Origin of the sequence: Polaribacter sp. KT25b (genome assembly GCF_900105145.1) — a bacterium.
GTDB lineage: Bacteria > Bacteroidota > Bacteroidia > Flavobacteriales > Flavobacteriaceae > Polaribacter.
Genome location: NZ_LT629752.1, coordinates 3174466 through 3193184 on the forward strand (window position 1 = coordinate 3174466; position 18719 = coordinate 3193184).

The 18719-nt window shown below is 29.5% G+C and carries 20 protein-coding genes; 7 read left to right on the top strand and 13 right to left on the bottom strand.

Annotation, left to right across the window (positions count from 1 at the left end; genetic code table 11):
- Window positions 1-8: 8 nt before the first annotated feature.
- From BLT70_RS13710 to murI, 3 genes are all read left to right on the top strand, one after another.
- Complete coding sequence (locus BLT70_RS13710) at window positions 9-824, top strand: OmpH family outer membrane protein (protein WP_091895459.1); 816 nt, start codon at window positions 9-11, stop codon at window positions 822-824.
- 38 nt (window positions 825-862) lie between these two features.
- A complete protein-coding gene (locus BLT70_RS13715) occupies window positions 863-1396 on the top strand; it encodes an OmpH family outer membrane protein (protein WP_091895462.1) in 534 nt (177 codons plus the stop codon).
- A gap of 66 nt (window positions 1397-1462) precedes the next feature.
- Window positions 1463-2257 (top strand): glutamate racemase, encoded by a 795-nt coding sequence (gene murI / locus BLT70_RS13720; RefSeq protein ID WP_091895465.1) that lies wholly within the window; start codon window positions 1463-1465, stop codon window positions 2255-2257.
- On the opposite strand, the gene BLT70_RS13725 is transcribed toward murI, so the two are convergent.
- The 6 genes from BLT70_RS13725 to BLT70_RS13750 all read right to left on the bottom strand — a co-directional run bounded on the left by BLT70_RS13725 (window position 2254) and on the right by BLT70_RS13750 (window position 7069).
- Complete coding sequence (locus tag BLT70_RS13725) at window positions 2254-3237, bottom strand: type IX secretion system membrane protein PorP/SprF (RefSeq protein ID WP_091895468.1); 984 nt, start codon at window positions 3235-3237, stop codon at window positions 2254-2256. The two genes, murI and BLT70_RS13725, sit on opposite strands and share 4 nt — an antisense overlap.
- A gap of 242 nt (window positions 3238-3479) precedes the next feature.
- Window positions 3480-3947: a biopolymer transporter ExbD gene (locus BLT70_RS13730; protein WP_091895471.1), complete on the bottom strand. Its 468-nt coding sequence runs from the start codon at window positions 3945-3947 to the stop codon at window positions 3480-3482.
- Between the two features lie 20 nt (window positions 3948-3967).
- Window positions 3968-4591, bottom strand: a complete 624-nt coding sequence (locus BLT70_RS13735; protein ID WP_091895474.1) for a biopolymer transporter ExbD — start codon at window positions 4589-4591, stop codon at window positions 3968-3970.
- A gap of 5 nt (window positions 4592-4596) precedes the next feature.
- Entirely contained in the window at window positions 4597-5055 is a 459-nt protein-coding gene (locus BLT70_RS13740; RefSeq protein ID WP_091895477.1) for a hypothetical protein, read from the bottom strand.
- Window positions 5056-5063: 8 nt separating this feature from the next.
- Complete coding sequence (locus BLT70_RS13745) at window positions 5064-5789, bottom strand: MotA/TolQ/ExbB proton channel family protein (RefSeq protein WP_091895480.1); 726 nt, start codon at window positions 5787-5789, stop codon at window positions 5064-5066.
- Between the two features lie 242 nt (window positions 5790-6031).
- Window positions 6032-7069: an asparaginase gene (locus BLT70_RS13750; RefSeq protein WP_091895483.1), complete on the bottom strand. Its 1038-nt coding sequence runs from the start codon at window positions 7067-7069 to the stop codon at window positions 6032-6034.
- A gap of 94 nt (window positions 7070-7163) precedes the next feature.
- Here BLT70_RS13750 and BLT70_RS13755 point away from each other — a divergent pair, with 94 nt between their 5' ends.
- Together BLT70_RS13755 and BLT70_RS13760 are read left to right on the top strand one after the other, a co-directional pair.
- Window positions 7164-7874, top strand: coding sequence for a zinc metallopeptidase (locus BLT70_RS13755; RefSeq protein WP_091895486.1), 711 nt, complete (start codon window positions 7164-7166; stop codon window positions 7872-7874).
- A gap of 235 nt (window positions 7875-8109) precedes the next feature.
- Window positions 8110-10497: an outer membrane beta-barrel protein gene (locus BLT70_RS13760; protein WP_091895489.1), complete on the top strand. Its 2388-nt coding sequence runs from the start codon at window positions 8110-8112 to the stop codon at window positions 10495-10497.
- Window positions 10498-10754: 257 nt separating this feature from the next.
- Here the strand turns inward: BLT70_RS13760 and BLT70_RS13765 are convergent, their stop codons facing one another.
- The 4 genes from BLT70_RS13765 to BLT70_RS13780 form a co-directional block, all read right to left on the bottom strand.
- Entirely contained in the window at window positions 10755-10937 is a 183-nt protein-coding gene (locus BLT70_RS13765) for a hypothetical protein (RefSeq protein WP_091895492.1), read from the bottom strand.
- 5 nt (window positions 10938-10942) lie between these two features.
- Window positions 10943-12739 (bottom strand): translation elongation factor 4, encoded by a 1797-nt coding sequence (gene lepA, locus BLT70_RS13770; RefSeq protein ID WP_091895495.1) that lies wholly within the window; start codon window positions 12737-12739, stop codon window positions 10943-10945.
- 109 nt (window positions 12740-12848) lie between these two features.
- Window positions 12849-13124 (bottom strand): EF-hand domain-containing protein, encoded by a 276-nt coding sequence (locus BLT70_RS13775; protein ID WP_091895498.1) that lies wholly within the window; start codon window positions 13122-13124, stop codon window positions 12849-12851.
- A 15-nt stretch (window positions 13125-13139) separates the two neighbouring features.
- A complete protein-coding gene (locus BLT70_RS13780; RefSeq protein ID WP_091895501.1) occupies window positions 13140-14249 on the bottom strand; it encodes a TolB family protein in 1110 nt (369 codons plus the stop codon).
- 62 nt (window positions 14250-14311) lie between these two features.
- Between BLT70_RS13780 and BLT70_RS13785 the strand changes: the two genes are divergently transcribed.
- Both BLT70_RS13785 and dusB read left to right on the top strand, forming a co-directional pair.
- Window positions 14312-15535: a M28 family peptidase gene (locus BLT70_RS13785; RefSeq protein ID WP_091895504.1), complete on the top strand. Its 1224-nt coding sequence runs from the start codon at window positions 14312-14314 to the stop codon at window positions 15533-15535.
- Window position 15536: 1 nt separating this feature from the next.
- Window positions 15537-16538, top strand: a complete 1002-nt coding sequence (dusB, locus tag BLT70_RS13790) for a tRNA dihydrouridine synthase DusB (protein WP_091895507.1) — start codon at window positions 15537-15539, stop codon at window positions 16536-16538.
- On the opposite strand, the gene BLT70_RS13795 is transcribed toward dusB, so the two are convergent.
- From BLT70_RS13795 to rbfA, 3 genes are read right to left on the bottom strand one after another with little or no spacing between them, the layout of a single operon-like run.
- A complete protein-coding gene (locus BLT70_RS13795; protein WP_091895510.1) occupies window positions 16539-17093 on the bottom strand; it encodes a hypothetical protein in 555 nt (184 codons plus the stop codon).
- A gap of 5 nt (window positions 17094-17098) precedes the next feature.
- Window positions 17099-18301, bottom strand: a complete 1203-nt coding sequence (locus tag BLT70_RS13800) for an FtsX-like permease family protein (RefSeq protein ID WP_091895513.1) — start codon at window positions 18299-18301, stop codon at window positions 17099-17101.
- Window positions 18302-18316: 15 nt separating this feature from the next.
- Entirely contained in the window at window positions 18317-18712 is a 396-nt protein-coding gene (gene rbfA / locus BLT70_RS13805) for a 30S ribosome-binding factor RbfA (protein WP_091895516.1), read from the bottom strand.
- Window positions 18713-18719 lie beyond the last annotated feature (7 nt).

Here is an 18719-nt window from a genome sequence, read left to right on the forward strand (position 1 = left end):
CTATACAAATGAAAAAAATATTTTTATTAGTCGTTCTTTTATTTACAGCAACAAATTTTTGGTCACAAAGAAATCAGATAATTGCATATATTGATATGGAATATATTCTAGAAAATGTTCCCGAATATATTCAAGCACAAAATACTTTAGATGCAAAAGTAGCTAAATGGAAAAACAATTTAGATAAACAAGCACGTCATATCGAGGTTTTGAAATCTGACTTAGCAAATGAAAAAGCAATTTTAACGAAAGATTTAATTGAAGAAAAAGAAGAAGAAATAGAAATTAAACAAGTTGAATTAAGAAGGTTAGAGTCTTTATATTTTGGCCCAAATGGCGATATGTTTTTAGTAAGAAAACAATTAGTTAAGCCAATTCAAGATCAAGTTTATAATGCAATACAAAGTATAGCAGCAAGAAAAAAATATGATTTTGTATTTGATAAATCAAGTGAGTTGGTTATGCTATATTCAAATAAAAAATACGATATTAGCGAGCTTGTTTTATCTACCATCGATCGAACTAGATTATCAAAAGAAAAAAAGGAATTGATGAACAAAAAATCAAATACTCCTAATGAAGATCTAACAGACAGACAAAAAGAATTATTAGAACAAAAAGAAAACGCAAAGAATAAAAAAGAAGAAGCGTTAGCTAAAAAAGCTGCCGAAAATAAAGCTAAAAAAGATGCAATAGCAGAAAAACGAGCTGCTCTTATAAAGAAAAGAGAAGAACAAAGAAAAATTTTAAGAGAGAAAAAAGAAGCTCTTAGAAAAAAGAAAGAAGAAGAGAAGAAAGAACAAGAGGAAAACGAAAATAATTAAATCAAGAAAGTCAAAATAATAATTAAATTAAAACAAGAATGAAAAATTTAAAAACGTTACTATTAATCGCTGTATTTACTTTAGGTTTAGGTGGTGTTGCAAATGCACAAAAAATAGGGCATATAAACTACCAAAGAGTTATTGTAAATATGCCAGAAGCTAGAGCTCTACAAGTAACTTTAGAAAAGTTAGGTAAAACTTACCAAGATGAGATTGAAACTATGGGTAAGAAAATAGAAGCAAAAAGAACAAAGTATACTGCTGAGCAAAACTCTCAAACTCCGCAAATAAATGAATCTAGAGCACAAGAGGTACAACAAGAGATCGCAAGATATCAGCAATTAAGACAAACTGCAGCTGCAGATATTCAACAAAGAGAACAAGATGGTTTAAAACCAATTTCTGAAAAGGCTCAAAAAGCAATTAATGAAATTGCAGCATCTAAAGGAATACTATATGTTTTAGAAGAAAATTCTCTTATAGTTAAAAAGGGTGAAGATTTATATGATGCTGTAAAAGCTAAATTAGGTTTATTAAAAGATTTACCTAGACCTACTGCTGAAAATAAATAATTTTAATCAAAATTATATTATTTAAAAACCTACTTTAACAAGTAGGTTTTTTTTATTTTTACAAGTATGAAATCAAATAATTTTCCAATTGGTATTTTCGATTCAGGAATTGGTGGAACATCAATTTGGAGAGAAATTAAGACACTTTTACCTAATGAGAATACAATATATCTTTCGGATAGTAGAAATGCTCCCTACGGTGAAAAAAGCAAACAAGAGATAATTAATCTGTCTATAAAAAATACCGAATTTTTAATAAAACAAAACTGTAAATTAATTGTTGTTGCGTGCAATACAGCTACAACAAATGCTATTAAAATATTGAGGAAAAAATATTCAATTCCTTTTATTGGTATTGAGCCTGCAATAAAACCTGCTGCACTAAAAACTAAGACTAATATTATTGGAATTCTTGCCACTAAAGGAACACTTAATAGTAAATTATTTGAAAAAACTTCAAGTACTATCAGTCGAAAAATAACTGTCAAAGAAAAAATAGGAACTGGTTTAGTTGAATTAATTGAAAACGGTGACATTGATACATCTAAAATGAAAGAGTTACTAACCTCTTATTTAGAACCAATGCTTAAAAAACAAGTAGATTGTTTAGTTTTGGGATGCACACATTACCCTTATTTAATACCTGTGATAAGAGAAATAGTTGGAGATAAAATACAAATAATAGACTCTGGAGAAGCCGTAGCTAGACAAACAAAAACTATTTTAGAAAAAAAACAATTATTAAACAATACATCTAAAGATGGAAATCATCAATTTTATATAAATAAAGATAAAAAGGTTTTAGAAATGCTAATTTCTAAATATGGAAAAAAAATAAAAATCAATCAATTAGATTTTTAAAAACTTCCAAAAGCAGAATTAATATTAGGACAAGCTGATGCTCTTTGTTTTCTCGTCCATAAATTTAAACCAAGAGATATTTGATGAAATCCAGAAGTTGTTAAAACTGTTTCATTCATTTGATTTGTATATGTGTATGAAAACATAAAGTTCTCAAAATTTAAACCTATTATTGGTGATATAAATTGGGAATTTTCGATAGCATTTGTATCAAAACTTTTTCTATAAGACAAGGCTGCCCATAATTGAGTTTTTGAAATATTTTTATATGCTTTAATATTTAAGTCGGCGATTCTTTCTCCCGTACTTTCTCTAAACTGCAACATTACAGAAGGTTCAAATTGCACAACAAGATCTTCACCAAAATAATATCCAGTAGAAAAAATATAATTTCTTAAATCTAAAGGTTCTTGAATATTTAAGTTATTTTTAGCAGTTAGCAATAAGTTTTTAACAGTAAAATAAGAAGAAAATCCACCTAAATGATATGCTACACTAAAATCTGCATTGTAGTAACTTGTACTCTCAATAATAGCTGAAACAGCTTGATCTCCTGTAAAAGTTCTTTGGTCTGATTGATTTTGTACGAAAGTAAACGCCAATCCAAAAGAAAGTTGATTAAAATATGTACCATTACTCATTGGTAAATGATACGAATAAGTTCCTTGTAATCCTTTTTGAGAATGATATCCATTCTTATCATTAAATAGAACAAATCCATAACCTGCATTAGAATCCTCACTTAACCTAGTATGAAAACTCATAGTTTGCAAAGCTGGTGCATTAGGTATGCCAGACCATTGTTGTCTTGCAGTAAAACGCAATTTACTAGAGTTTCCAATACCTGCTGCAGAAGGATGTACTAAATACACATTATCAGAAAGATAATCTTGATAAATAGGTAAAGTTTCTTGGGTATAACTTTTTACAGAAAAAAAGAACAATGTAAGTAAGCAAAAATTAATGTATAATAACTTCATTAAAAGTCAGATTATTTTTAGGTTTCCAAATATATCGATTTTATAAGAATAAATACTTTATAACTTAAAGATTTAACAGATAATGTATAACATAATAAATACTAATACCATTAAGTATTTATTATGTTTTAGATAAAATTAATAAAAAAGTATAATATACTTTTACAGAATAAATGAATTTAAGGCATAAAAAAAGGGTAAATCAAATGAATTACCCTTTTTTTAAAAACTAAATTATATATTTAATTACCTCCACCTTTAGATGCAGAATAACTAATTTTAAGAGCATTTACATCTCTTAATTTTAATCTTATATCAGTTATAGTTCCAACATTAGATTCTTTATCAGCTTTGATTGAAGTTGTCATAAATGGAACTTCAGCTTCAGACACTTTGGATCTTGCATTTATGATAAATGCAGGAACTTGTTCTGCAGAAGCAATCTTATCATTTAATTGAATTTTATTATAACCAACTCCATCTCTGCTAGGATCTTTCGATTTACCAACATAAATAGTACATACCAAACTTTTATGTTCTAATTTTTTAACTTCAGAAGCACTTGGTAATCTTGGGTTTTCAATTCTTAAGTCTGTTTCTCTCATAGTAGTTGTTACCATGAAGAAAAATAATAACATAAAAACGATATCCGGTAGAGCAGCAGTATTTACGGCTGGTATTCCTTTTTTCTTCTTTCTAAATTTAGACATATGTTATATTTTAATATTAATTATGATGTTGGTTCTGCATCAGAAATAATTTGAGGATATGATGTTTTAATATCTTCAACTTTCTTCTTTAAAGCCTCATTAGTTTTGTCTCCTTTAAAAGCCTCTTCAAGCTCATCAAACGACATACCATAACGTTTTCTACATAACCTATTTCTAAGATCTGTATATGCTCTTAGAAGCTCATTTTGCACTTTGATATAAGTACCATATTCTGTACCTCTATCACTTTGAACTGATATAATTGCTTTGTTAGGATGATCTGAAGAAGATTCGCTTCTAGCTCCTTCACAATAATCACAAGGTTTACCTGGAGAACCATCTTCTCCTGGCTTTCCAACTCCACCACCATTATCTATAAATTCTACAGCGGCTTTCTTTAAATCTTTTATATCCATTCTTTGTTCTTCAACCAGTAACTCATTGTTTCTGTTTATAAGAACTACAAATATATTTTTTTCTTTAATAATTGGCGGAACGTAATCTGCTGGCGGTTTTTCTGATAACTTCTTAGAGACACCTGAATCTACATTCATTGTCGTTGTTACTAAGAAGAAAATTAATAACAGAAAAGCAATGTCTGCCATAGAACCTGCGTTAATTTCTGGATTTTCTCTTCTTGCCATATTATTTATTTGATTAATCCTTTAATTAAATCCCAAACAAAGAATACACCAGCAATACCACCTAAGATAACACTATACCATATTCCTGCTCCTACCCAATGATTAGTTGCAGATCCTTCTTCTCCTCCTGGTTGTATTTTTCCTGCTGCATCGTAAACTACATTACTATCAGATAAGAAATAAGCCACAAACAAAAGAACTGCTAATACTGCTAATCCTCCTAAAGTTTTCTTTAGGTTTTCTGGGTTTCTAATTAAACTCCAAAAAGCGAGTCCAATTGTTATTACAACAGCTGCGATACATAACCAATAAGAGAAAGATATTAATGGACTTACTAAACTATTTTGTAAATCTACACTCTCTTCTATTGCTACGGAATCTTCCATAAGAACTCTTATGAAAAGAACACCTCCAATAAGAGCTATGGCAGCAATTAAAATATTTAAAATTTTATTACTTTTCATATTGAGTTTTATTTTTTATACTTTACTAATAAATCTATCAAAGAGATAGAAGCATCTTCCATACTATTTACAATACTATCAATTTTTGCAACGATATAATTATAAAAAATTTGAAGAATAATAGCTACAATAAGACCAAATACTGTAGTTAATAATGCAACTTTAATACCACCTGCAACAACTGCTGGAGAAATATCATTTGCAACCGCAATATCGTTAAATGCTCCAATCATACCAATTACAGTACCCATGAAACCAAGCATTGGTGCTAATGCAATAAATAAAGAAATCCAAGAAACATTTTTCTCTAATTGTCCCATTTGAACACCTCCATACGAAACAACTGCTTTTTCAGCTTCTTCTACACCTTCGTCTAATCTATCTAAACCTTGGTAAAAAATAGATGCTACTGGTCCTTTTGTATTTCTACAAACTTCTTTTGCTGCTTCTACACCACCAGAACTTAAAGCATCATCTACATTTGCTAATAATTTTTTAGTGTTGGTTGTTGCCATGTTTAAATAAATAATTCTTTCAATGGCAATAGCTAATCCTAAGATTAATGCTACTAATACAATTCCCATGAATCCTGGGCCACCATCTATAAAGTTTTGCTTTAAGATTTGGTGAAACGTTTTTGCTTCTGTTGCCGCTGCTTCTTGAGCGAAAGTTGATTGAATAGCTCCAAAAAACATAAATCCTGTTACAGATAAGACATTTACTACTTTTTTCATCTTAGATATAAATTAATTTTTAATAGTTAACGGGTTAAAGATATAATATTCATCTCAAATAGAGAAAAATTAAGACACTTAAATTTTTTAAGTTTTTAGAATCTTAACTTTTTTGCATTAGAGACCGCCAAGTAACAAAAAATGTTATGCATAAAAAAATTTTTTTTGTTCAATTTCTATTTATTCAGCAGTTTTTTTATGCAAACCATTCATTTTTCAGAAATCCGTAAAATTTAGTGGGTTTATTTATCAGAAATCTCGCCTCTTAAAGGTTTTTCAAAGTAATAAGTAAACTTATCTAAGGTTAAGTTTTCGCTTAATAAATACATTAATTTTGCTACAGCAGATTCTGTTGTAATATCTTTTCCGCTTACAACTCCTATTTGTTTTAACTCTATACTAGTTTCGTAATGCCCCTGAATTACATTTCCGCCAGAACATTGTGTAACATTAATAATTCTAATATCTTTAGAAATCGCTTCTTTTAATAAATTAAGAAACCAAACTTCATCTGGAGCATTCCCAGCGCCATAACTTTCTAAAATAACTCCTTTTAAATCTACAGTATTTAAAATACTTTTAACAACTTTTTCTGTTATTCCTGGAAATAATTTTAAAATTAAAATATCTGTTACTAGATTTTTTCTGATGATTAATTCCTTTCTTTCTTCTGATGGTTTATAAATATAATGATCTCTAAAGTTTAAATACACACCACTTTCTGCTAAGTTTGGATAATTCATAGACGCAAATGCTTCAAATTGTTCTGCATTAATTTTTGTGGTTCTGTTGGCTCTATATAACTTGTATTCGAAATATAGACAGACTTCAGAAATAATTGGCTTCCCTTCTTTTCTTGCACTGGCAATTTCTATGGATGTTATTAAATTTTCTTTTGCATCGGTTCTTAAATCTCCAATTGGAAGTTGAGATCCCGTAAAAATAATTGGTTTCTGCAGGTTTTCTATCATAAAACTGATAGCGGATGAAGTATAAGACATCGTATCTGAACCTGTTAAAATAACAAATCCATCAAAATCGTGATAATTATCTTCAATAATAGACACAATATCTTTATAATATAGAGTGTTCATGTTTGATGAATCTATTGGAACATCAAAAGAAATGCTTTTTATAACACAATTTAGTTGCTCTAATTCTGGAATCTTTTCTAAAATCTGACTAAAATCAAACGCTTTTAAAGCATTCGTTTTATAATCTTTAATCATTCCAATTGTTCCGCCTGTATAAACGAGTAATATGTTTGGTTTTTTTGACATTATGACATTTTTTTCATCCAAATTAAAAATGGAATAATTTATGTTGTAAATTTATCGAACAAAAATGATATAAAAATTTAAAACAATATAATATATGATAGGATTCTATATTTTAATCGGTGCTATTTCTTTAATAAGCTGGTTAGTTAGTAATAAATTAAAGAGTAAATTTAAAAAATATTCACAAATTCAATTAAGAAACGGAATGAGTGGCGCTGAAATTGCAGAAAAAATGCTTGCAGATAATGGCATTTTTGATGTAAAAGTAATTTCTACTCCTGGTAGATTAACAGATCACTATAATCCTGTTGATAAAACAGTTAATTTAAGTGAAGCTGTTTTTAACCAAAGAAATGCTGCTTCTGCTGCAGTTGCTGCTCACGAATGTGGTCACGCAGTTCAGCATGCACAAGCTTATAGTTATTTAAAAATGCGTTCTCAATTAGTGCCAATTGTAAGTGTTACTTCTAAATTTTCTCAATGGTTAGTAATTGGTGGAATTATTTTAGGCGCTACTTATGATTCAGCTACTGGTTCTGCCGGAATTGGGTTTTACATTGCCATTACTGGTTTAATATTTATGGGTTTTGCAACACTTTTTAGTTTTATAACTTTACCTGTAGAATATGATGCTAGTAACAGAGCATTGGCTTGGTTAAAAAGCAAAAACATGGTTTCTCAACAAGAATTAGCGGGTGCAACGGATGCTTTAAAATGGGCGGCAAGAACGTATTTAGTTGCTGCTTTAGGTTCTTTAGCAATGTTATTATATTGGGGAATGCAAGTTTTAGGAGGAAGAGATTAGTGTCGCAGACACTTTTATGTATTTCACACACAACTTAGAAATAAATTATATTTAAATACTCTTGATTTGATCAAGAGTATTTTTTTTGTAGGCAACTTTTTTGGTTTTAACGGCGTCTTTTATTTATGATAGAAATTTTATTTGTTTTCTAGAAATGTAACCGAATTCAACAAATTTTAATTTTCTACTGTAACAAATTAGGCACTTTTGATGTCTTTTAATTAAAATCAACCAAATGAAATTTTTTACAACTAGCATTTTTATTTTATTCTTCGGAATTTTAGCAACCTTCTCACAGCATACCATTTCAGGTAAAATTATTGATCAGCAAAATGTGGCATTGCCTTTTGCAAATATTATTTTATATGAAATTGGAAGTAAAGAAAATCCAAAAGGAACTGTTTCTGATGATAAAGGAACTTACAAACTAGAAAACATTTCTTCAGGAAAATATAAAGTTGAAATATCTATGCTGGGTTTTGAAACTCAAAATATTACCGAATTTGAATTAAATTCTAACAAAACAATTAACATCACTTTGAAGGAAGAAAGTCAGCTTTTAAACGAAGTAGTTGTAAAAAGTAAAAGACCTGTCATAAAACAAACTGCAGAAAAACTAATTGTAGATTTAGAAAATTCTGAAATGATAAACACCAATTTACAAGATGTAATGCGTAAAATTCCTGGAGTTTTAGTTACGAATAACGGAATTACAATTGCTGGAAATAGCGGTGTTAGAATTTTAATCAACGGAAAAACCACTGAATATATGGATGTGGAAACTTTATTACGTGATTTTCCTGCGGATAATATTTCTAAAATTGAACTGGTAGAGCAACCTGGAGCAGAATACGAAGCTTCTGGTTCTGGCGCAATTATCAATATTATTTTAAAGAAAAATGTACATTTAGGAACTCACGGAAGTACAAATTTGTGGGTTGGTGAAGATGAAGGTTTTGAATACGGAACAGGTTTTTCTATCGCCAGTTATAAAAACAAATTAAATTGGCAAGCAAGCACCACTTTTTCTCAACCAACCTGGAGAGAAGATTTGTATTTAAACAGAACTGTTGGCGATGAAAACTACAATCAACTTACTAAAGAACCTTATGATCCTACAAATTTTAGAGTAAGTGGAAATATAGATTATTACATAAATGACAAAAATTCTTTTGGAATTGGCGGGAGTTTAAGTACCAGGAATTCTAACAGAATTGCAAGTAGTACAACAATTATTTCTGATGTAAATAACACAAATACGTTACTTTCTGAAAACAGTTTTGATAGAGAAAGAAAAAACTTTAACATCAATCCTTATTATGAATACAAAACGGACACAGATAAATTAGTAATTGATTTTAATTATGTAGATTATGCTAATGACAACACTAATATTCTATCTGAAGCTTTTGGAAATACAGTTTCTTTTGATGAAAGAAAATATATTCAAGATGGCAAATATTCTATAAAAACGTATAAAGCTGATTATTCAAAAACATTTTCTGACAACTTAAAATTAAGTGCTGGAACAAGATTTGCAAATGTAAATACAGATAACGATTTACAAACTTTTAGTGATAATACAGCTGGTGATTTTGAGTTTGATGAAAATGCAAGTAGTCAGTTTTTAATTGATGAAAACATTTTTGCTTTATATACAAAAGTAAATGCAACTGCTGGAAAATGGTCTTTTTCTGGTGGATTACGTTACGAAAATAGTAATACTGATGGAACTTCTATTTACATGGAAGATGGTGAACAAAAAACAGCCATTAAAAAAAGACCGATAAAAAAAGTATTTCCAAGTGCATCAATTAGCAGAAAATTAACCGAAGTTTTAGGAACAAGTTTATCTTATAGTTATAGAATTCAAAGACCTTCTTATAATAGTTTAAATTCTTTTGAAACGTATTTAGACCCTTATTCTGCAGGAGTAGGAAATCCTAATTTAACGCCTTCTTACACTAATAATTATCAGTTTAATTTAACGTATGAAGGTCAACCTTTTTTTACTGTTGGCTATAGTAAAACTGAGGATATTATTTTCCAGTTGATAAAACAAGACAATGAAACCAAACAAATTAGACAACAAGATGTAAATATTGAAAATAGTGAAAATTGGAATTTTAGATTATTCGCACCTTTAAGTTTTACCAAAGGTTTAGAAGGTTACACCGGTATTATTGTCACAAATAAAGACTATAAATCTTCTGCTTTTGATGTTGATGTTGATGTTGATTTAAATAAATGGAACTTAATTTGGTTTGTTCAAGCAAGTTATCAATTGCCTTGGGATGTAAACCTTGAATTAAGTGGAAATTACGGAACAGGAGCTTTAGAAGGGCAAATTGAAGTTGATTGGTTGGCAGAATTAGATTTCTCTTTTGGTAAAAAGTTTTTAGACGATCAACTAAAAGTAAATCTTGGTTTTAACAAAATGCTAAACAGAGGTTTTGTTGGTAATATCGATTACGGTAATGGAATTGCAGCCGTTGAAAGTAATGGTTCTAGACAAAATATTCAACTAAGATTAGTGTATAGTTTTGGTTCTAAATTTGGAAAGAAAAAGTCTAGCAGAAATTCTAATAACGATGAAGAAAATAGAATTCAGGATAATAATTAAAGTATATTTTTGAGAAAGACCTCACAGGTTTTAGAAACCTGTGAAGTGTTTTATTATAATTGATTTTTAAAAAACACTAATTACTTAAAATAACTAAAAGCTAGTAAAAAAACCTAGCCCTGATTGAAATGGCATCCTTTTTTTGTTTTTCTCAAAAAAAGATATAATTGAAAGCAGGAAATAGCTTCAAATAAAAAACCCTTTCTGATTTCTCAAAAAGGATTTCTGTATGTAATATAAAGTCTAAATATTAAAATTTAGGAATCTGATTTTTTCTTTCTTTTTATGGGTAAAAATTTTAAGACCATACTTAATCCAATAGCAGCAAGTACTCCAAATAGAAAGTCTAAAACATCCGCATATTCAGGTTTTTTCCAAAGTAAACCTAACGTTACTCCAATAATTGCCAATAATAAGCCAATAATTTGATTTTTATTCATCCTTTTTAATCATTTAATTTTAAGACTGCCATAAATGCTTCTTGCGGAATTTCTACATTACCAACTTGGCGCATTCTTTTCTTCCCTTTTTTCTGCTTTTCTAATAATTTACGTTTACGAGAAATATCTCCTCCATAACATTTTGCTGTTACATCTTTACGCAAAGCTTTCGTAGTTTCTCTAGCAATAATTTTAGCACCAATTGCTGCCTGAATAGGAATATCAAACTGTTGTCTTGGTATTAATTCTTTTAATTTTTCAACTATTTTTTTACCAATTGTATAAGCATTATCTGCATGTAAAAGTGCAGAAAGTGCATCTACAGGTTGTGCATTTAATAAAATATCTACTCTTACTAATTTAGATTCTTTCATACCAATAGGATGATAATCAAAAGAAGCATATCCTTTAGAAACTGTTTTTAATCGATCGTAAAAATCGAAAACAATTTCTGCCAAAGGCATTTCGAAAATAAGTTCAACTCTTTCTGTTGTTAAATACGTTTGATTGATAATTTGTCCTCTTTTTTCGATACACAAACTCATTACTTGACCAATAAAATCTGACTTTGTAATAATTGACGCTTTAATAAATGGCTCTTCTACTCTATCTAATCTCGATGGATCTGGTAAATCTGTTGGATTATTTAAAATAATAACTTCCTCAGGATTTTTCTTTGAATATGCGTGGTAAGAAACGTTTGGTACAGTTGTAATAACTGTCATATTAAACTCACGTTCTAAACGTTCTTGAATAATTTCCATGTGCAACATTCCTAAGAATCCACAACGAAAACCGAAACCTAATGCTGCAGAACTTTCTGGTACAAAAACCAAAGAAGCGTCATTAAGTTGTAGTTTTTCCATAGAATAACGCAACTCTTCATAATCTTCTGTATCCACAGGATAAATACCCGCAAAAACCATTGGTTTAACATCTTCAAAACCATCAATTCTTTCTATTGTTGGGTTTAATGCATCTGTAATTGTATCTCCTACTTTTACTTCTTTTGCAGTTTTTATACCTGTAATTAAATAACCAACGTCGCCAGTTTTTACAGATTTTTTAACGACTTGAGTTAGTTTTAAAGTACCAACTTCATCAGCAAAATAATTTTTACCAGTTGCCATGAATTTAATTTCTTGACCTTTTTTAATTTCGCCGTTTAAAACTCTAAAATAGGTTTCAATACCTCGATAAGAATTGTAAACAGAATCGAAAATTAAGGCTTGTAAGGGTGCATCTGGGTCTCCTTTTGGAGCAGGTACTCTATCTATAATTGCTGCTAAAATATTATCGACTCCAAAACCTGTTTTTCCACTAGCGTGAATTACTTCTTCTGGGTTGCAACCTAATAAATCTACAATATCGTCTGTAACTTCTTCTGGGTTTGCAGAAGGTAAATCTACTTTATTTAGTACAGGAATAATTTCTAAATCGTTCTCTAAAGCCAAGTATAAGTTAGAAATTGTTTGTGCTTGTATACTTTGTGCTGCATCTACAATTAGTAAAGCGCCTTCACAAGCTGCAATTGATCTAGAAACTTCGTAAGAGAAATCTACATGACCTGGAGTATCAATTAAATTTAGAGTGTATTCCTCTCCTTTATAGATATAATCCATTTGAATTGCGTGCGATTTAATGGTTATACCACGTTCGCGCTCTAAATCCATACTATCTAAAAGCTGTTCTTTTTTTTCGCGAGAGGTTACAGTGCCAGTAAAATCTAACAATCTATCTGCTAACGTACTTTTACCATGATCAATATGTGCGATAATGCAAAAGTTTCTAATATTCTTCATTCTTTGTTTTTCTTACTGCGTTTAACCTACAAAGATATGTTATTTACATTCCTTGTCAAATAAAATAAATTTAACACAATTGTTATACTTTATGTTCTTCTTGGTAAAATTATATATCTCTTTCTAATTCTGCAATTGCAATCTTAAATTCGTCTAAATTGATACATTCATCACCAGATTTATCATAACCTTTAATTAACTCACCGGCTACAACTCCTCTTAATAATCCACTAATATCTGCACTTTTTAATAATTTTTTTACTTCATCCTTATTTAATTTCCCGTCTTTATCTTCATCATAAAAATGAAATGCTTCTGTTGGGCTTTTATACTTCGTACTAATTAAAGAATGAATTTTCTTTAAAATATTTTCTTTTGCTCCCATATTTTTAATTTTGAATTAATCTTGCCATTCCGCAATAAATAAGTTTGTATCATGACCTCCTCCGTTATTTCTGTTTGATGAAAAAATTAACTTTTTACCATCATTAGAAAACACTGGGAAAGCATCAAAAGTTTCTCCATGAGTAACTCTTTCTAAGTTTTTACCATCTAAATCTATCAGATATAAATTAAAAGGAAAACCTCTTTCTGCTTCAAAGTTTGATGAAAATAAAATTTTATTTCCTGAAGGATGAAAAAACGGACTCCAATTTGCGTTTCCTAAATCTGTTAATTGACGTAATTCAGATCCATCAGCATTACAGATGTATAATTCCATTTCTGTTGGCTGAACTAATCCTTCTTTTAATAAATCTTGATATTCTTTAATTGCTTCTGGAGTTTTTGGTCTAGAAGAACGAAAGATTAATTTTGTTCCATCAGGAGAGAAAAAAGCACCACCATCATACCCTAATTGATCTGTAATTTGTTTTACATCAGAACCATCAATATTCATGGTAAACAATTCTAAATCTCCTGTTCTCATCGATGTAAAAACAATTTTATCTCCTTTTGGAGAAACTGTTGCTTCTGCATCATAACCTGGTTCTGTCGTTAATTGTTTGGTAATATTCCCTTTTAAATCTGACACAAAAATATCGTAACTTTCATAAATTGGCCACACATATTTACCTTCTCTTCTTAAAGGTGCTTCTGGGCATTCTTTACCAGATAAATGAGTTGAACCATATACATATTCTTTATTTCCTGGTAAAAAGTAAGCACAAGTTGTACGCCCAAAACCTGTAGAAATCATTGGTGGTTTCGAGTCTTTAAAAGTTTCATCTGCATTCATTAAAAACATTTGATCACAATCTACGCCCCAATCTTTATTATTTGATTGAAAAATTAATTGTTTGTCATCAAAACTCCAATAAGCTTCTGCATTATCGCCTCCAAAAGTGATTTGTTTCATCGACTTAAAGTGAACTTCTTCTGGATAAATTAAACCACCTTCCCATTTTTTAGTTTCGCCAGATTTTGCATCAACATCTTCTTTTTTGCTTTTTTTACAAGCAGTAGTTAATACAGCAGCTATAAGAAGTAAATAATGTAATTTAAATTTCATTTTTTGTAGATTTCAATAAGTGATAATATTTCTCTAGTTTTGCAAAAATAATATTTATCATCATGAGAAACATCCTATTTCTAATCTTTTTATGTTTTTTAATTTCTTGCAAACCTTCAATTAATCAGGAAACTAGAATAAAAGAAGATGTTACCTTTTTAGCTTCAGACAAGTTAGAAGGAAGACAAACAGGCACAAAAGGAGAAAAAGAAGCTGCAAATTATATTGTAAAAAGATTTAAAGAATTAGGGTTAACTAAAAAAGGTACAGAAGGTTACCTGCAACCTTTTACTTTTAGACCAAAAACAAATCCTCATGAACAAGTAAAATTTGATGTAAATGGTGATGGCACAATTACAGGGAATAATGTGATTGGTTTTATAGACAATAAAGCAGAAAATACGGTAATTATTGGCGCTCATTTTGACCATTTAGGTTTTGGTGGCGAAGGTTCTTTATACAGAGATTCTATAAAAGCCATTCATAATGGTGCAGATGATAATGCTTCTGGAGTTGCAATTTTATTAAATTTAGCTTCAAAACTAAAAGGAAAAAACACAAGTAATAATTATCTTTTTATGGCTTTTTCTGGTGAAGAAATGGGTTTATTGGGTTCTAATTATTTTGTAAAAAACCCAACAATTGACACAAAAAAAGTTTCATATATGATTAATATGGATATGGTTGGTCGTTTAAAAAAAGATTCTGCTTTGGCAGTTTATGGCACAGGAACATCTCCAATATTTAAGCAAACTTTAAAATCTCATAACGATAATTTTAAATTAATTCAGAAAGAATCTGGTGTTGGACCAAGCGATCACACAAGTTTTTATTTAAACAACATGCCTGTTTTACATTTTTTTACTGGTCAACATGAAGATTATCATAAACCTGGTGATGATTCTGAAAAACTGAATTATGAAGGAATGTATTTAATTTCTGATTATATTTTTAATATTATAACTGATTTAGATAATAATGGAAAATTAGCTTTTAGAAAAACAAAAAATGAAAGCGAAGAAACACCAAGATTTAAAGTTGGTTTAGGCGTAATTCCTGATTATATGTTTGATGGCAAAGGAATGCGTATTGATGGAATATCCGAAGATAAACCAGCACAAAAAGCAGGTTTACAGAAAGGCGATATTGTTATTCAATTAGGCGACAGCACTGTTGTTGATATGATGAGTTATATGCGTGCTTTATCGGTTTTTAAAGCGGGCGACAAAAGTAAAGTTCTTGTAAAAAGAGGAGAAAAAGAAGTTGAATCTGAAATAAATTTTTAATTTGGTAAAAATAGGCAACATAGAATTACCAGACTTTCCATTGTTATTAGCACCAATGGAAGACGTTTCTGATCCACCTTTTAGAGCTTTGTGCAAAGAAAATGGCGCGGATGTTGTATATACAGAATTTATTTCATCCGAAGGTTTAATTAGAGATGCTGCAAAAAGCATTATGAAATTAGATATTTATGAAAAAGAACGCCCTGTAGGAATTCAGATTTTTGGTGCAAATTTAGAATCGATGCTACAAACTATCGAAATTGTAGAAAAATCGAATCCAGATATTATTGATATTAATTTTGGTTGCCCTGTTAAAAAAGTAGTTTCTAAAGGTGCTGGCGCAGGAATTTTAAAAGACATCGATTTAATGGTTTCATTAACTGAAGCAATGGTAAAACACACCAATTTACCTGTAACAGTTAAAACACGTTTAGGTTGGGATCATGATTCTATAAGAATTGTTGAAGTTGCCGAACGTTTACAAGATGTTGGTTGTGCAGCAATTTCTATTCATGGTAGAACGCGTGCACAAATGTATAAAGGTAATGCCGATTGGAAACCTATTGCTGATGTTAAAAATAACCAAAGAATGCACATTCCTGTTTTTGGAAATGGAGATATTACAACTCCAGAAAAAGCGATGGAAATGCGTGATAAATTTGGTTTAGATGGCGCTATGATTGGTAGAGCTGCTATTGGTTATCCTTGGTTTTTTAATGAAGTAAAACACTATTTTAAAACTGGTGAATATTTAGCAAAACCTACAATTGCTCAAAGAACAGAAATGGCTAGAAGACATTTGCAAATGGCAATTGATTGGAAAGGTGAACATTTAGGTGTTGTAGAAACTAGAAGACATTATACAAATTATTTTAAAGGAATTCCGCATTTTAAAGAATATAGAATGAAAATGGTTACTTCTGATGATGCAAAAGATGTATTTGCTGCTTTTGATGAAGTGGAAGAAACTTTTGGGAATATGATTATTCCTGAATATAAATAGTTATTCTTTTATTCTAAAAGAATGAATCATTTTAACAACATCATCTGCGTATTTTTGATAGTCATTACTTAAAGCACGATAGGTAATTGTATAATAATAATTGTCTTTTAAAATTATAGCATTTAAAGTAGTATAATCTTTATTAAAATAGTTCGTTTTGTAAATAATGAAGTTATATCTACCATATAATGGAAGACTTCCTTTTACTAAATCATAATTAAAATTCTGATATTTTTTTTCCAGCTTTTTAACAAAGTATATTGTTAAATCATTGATATTAGTGTATTTCTTAGCCTTTTTCTTAAAAATATATAAGTTTGTTTGTGGTACGTATTTATTTAAAAGAAGTTCTTTAGGAGAATGACTTAAATGATTATGACCTTCCAAATAAGAATACCAATTATTTGGAACATCGATAGAATACTCTTTCATCAAGGTTTTAACAGTTGTAGCATCCAATTCTGTAAATTTTTCAATTTTTGGTGTATTCTTTGTTGAGCTACAACCTACAGAAATAAAAATAAAAAAAGAAAAAAAAAGTGATAGCCTTTTCATAAAATTTAATTTTCAATAAACTCTTTAGAGATTCTACTACTAGCAATTTTAGCCGCAATAAAACCTAAAATAGTGATTGTTAAAATAACAATTAATAAGTTCGAGATTCTAAATTCTACTGGATACGCCAAGTTGTCTGTAATCATAAATAACTCAAAACGCTGTTGAATAAAGACTAATATAATTCCTAAAGTCAAACCTATTATCATTCCAAAAAAGGTGAGTAAAAATCCCTGAAGAACAAATATTTTTTTAATTTCTTTTACATTTGCTCCTAAACTAAATAAGGTTTTTAAATTGTCTTTTTTATCAATAATCATCATTATTATTGTACCAATAACATTAAATAAGGCAATAATTACAATTAATGTAAAGATAAGATAAGAAACAAAGTTTTCGGTATTTATAACCTTATAAAAAACTTCATTCAATTGCTCTTTGGTTTGTACTTTATAACTGTTTCCTAATTTTTCTTGAAGTTCATTTGCAACAGCATCAGCAAAATTATCATCAATCAATTTTAATTCTAATGCTGTAATTTGATTTTCTTTAAAATTTAATAATCTTTTAGCTTGCGGTAATGCTACAAAAACATATTTACTTTCAAACTCTTCTGTACCTGTATACAAACCTACAATTTGAACTTCCGTTTTATAAAATGCGTTGGTAGGGTTTATAAATCCTGTTCCTGGTTTAGGAACCATAATTTGTAATTGTTCGCCATAACTTCTAACACCTAAAGATAATTTTATTGCAATAGTTCTACCAATAACTGCTGTGTTTACATAAGTTGTATCTAACCAAACGCCTTGACTTAAAACAGAATCTATCTGTGTAATTTGCGAATAATTATCTTCAACACCTTTTATGTAAGCAATTTCACTTTTATCTTTATACTCTAAAAAAACTCGTTCTTCTATAACTTTAGAAGTCGCTGCTATCAATTGATTATTTTTTAGAACTTGCTTAACTTCATCCGTAATAAAAAAAGATTTACCTTTTACAGATGTAATTTTAATATCTGGATCTGAAGCATTTAACATGCTATAACTAAAAGTACGTAAACCAGAAAATCCAGAAAGGATAATAAAAAGCGCCAAAGACCCCACAATTACTCCAAATGAAGCAATTATAGTAACAATGTTTATGGCATTACTACTAGTCTTTGTAAATAGATATCTTTTAGCTATGTATAAAGGAAAACTCAAATGAGTTGAATGGGATTATATTTTTTTACGTTTTGGTAAAACTTCTGGATTTTTAATAGGATCTTCATCTTTACCACTCAAAGACTTGTCAATTTCTTCTATATAATCTAGTGTGTCATCGCCAAAAAACAATAACTCTGGCATTCTACGTAATTGATTTTTAGTTCTTTTTGCCATTTCATGACGAATTAAAACCGTGTTAGAAACCACACCTTTTATAATTTCATCTCTTTTTACTGATGGAAAAATACTTAAATACACTTTTGCTACTCCTAAATCTGAAGTAACATGTACTTTAGAAACAGAAATAATAACGCCCTTCATACCATCTTGCGCTGCTTTTTGCAACACATCTACCAAATCTTTTTGCAGAACTCCTGCAATTTTTCTTTGTCTGTTAGTTTCTTCCATGCTGCAA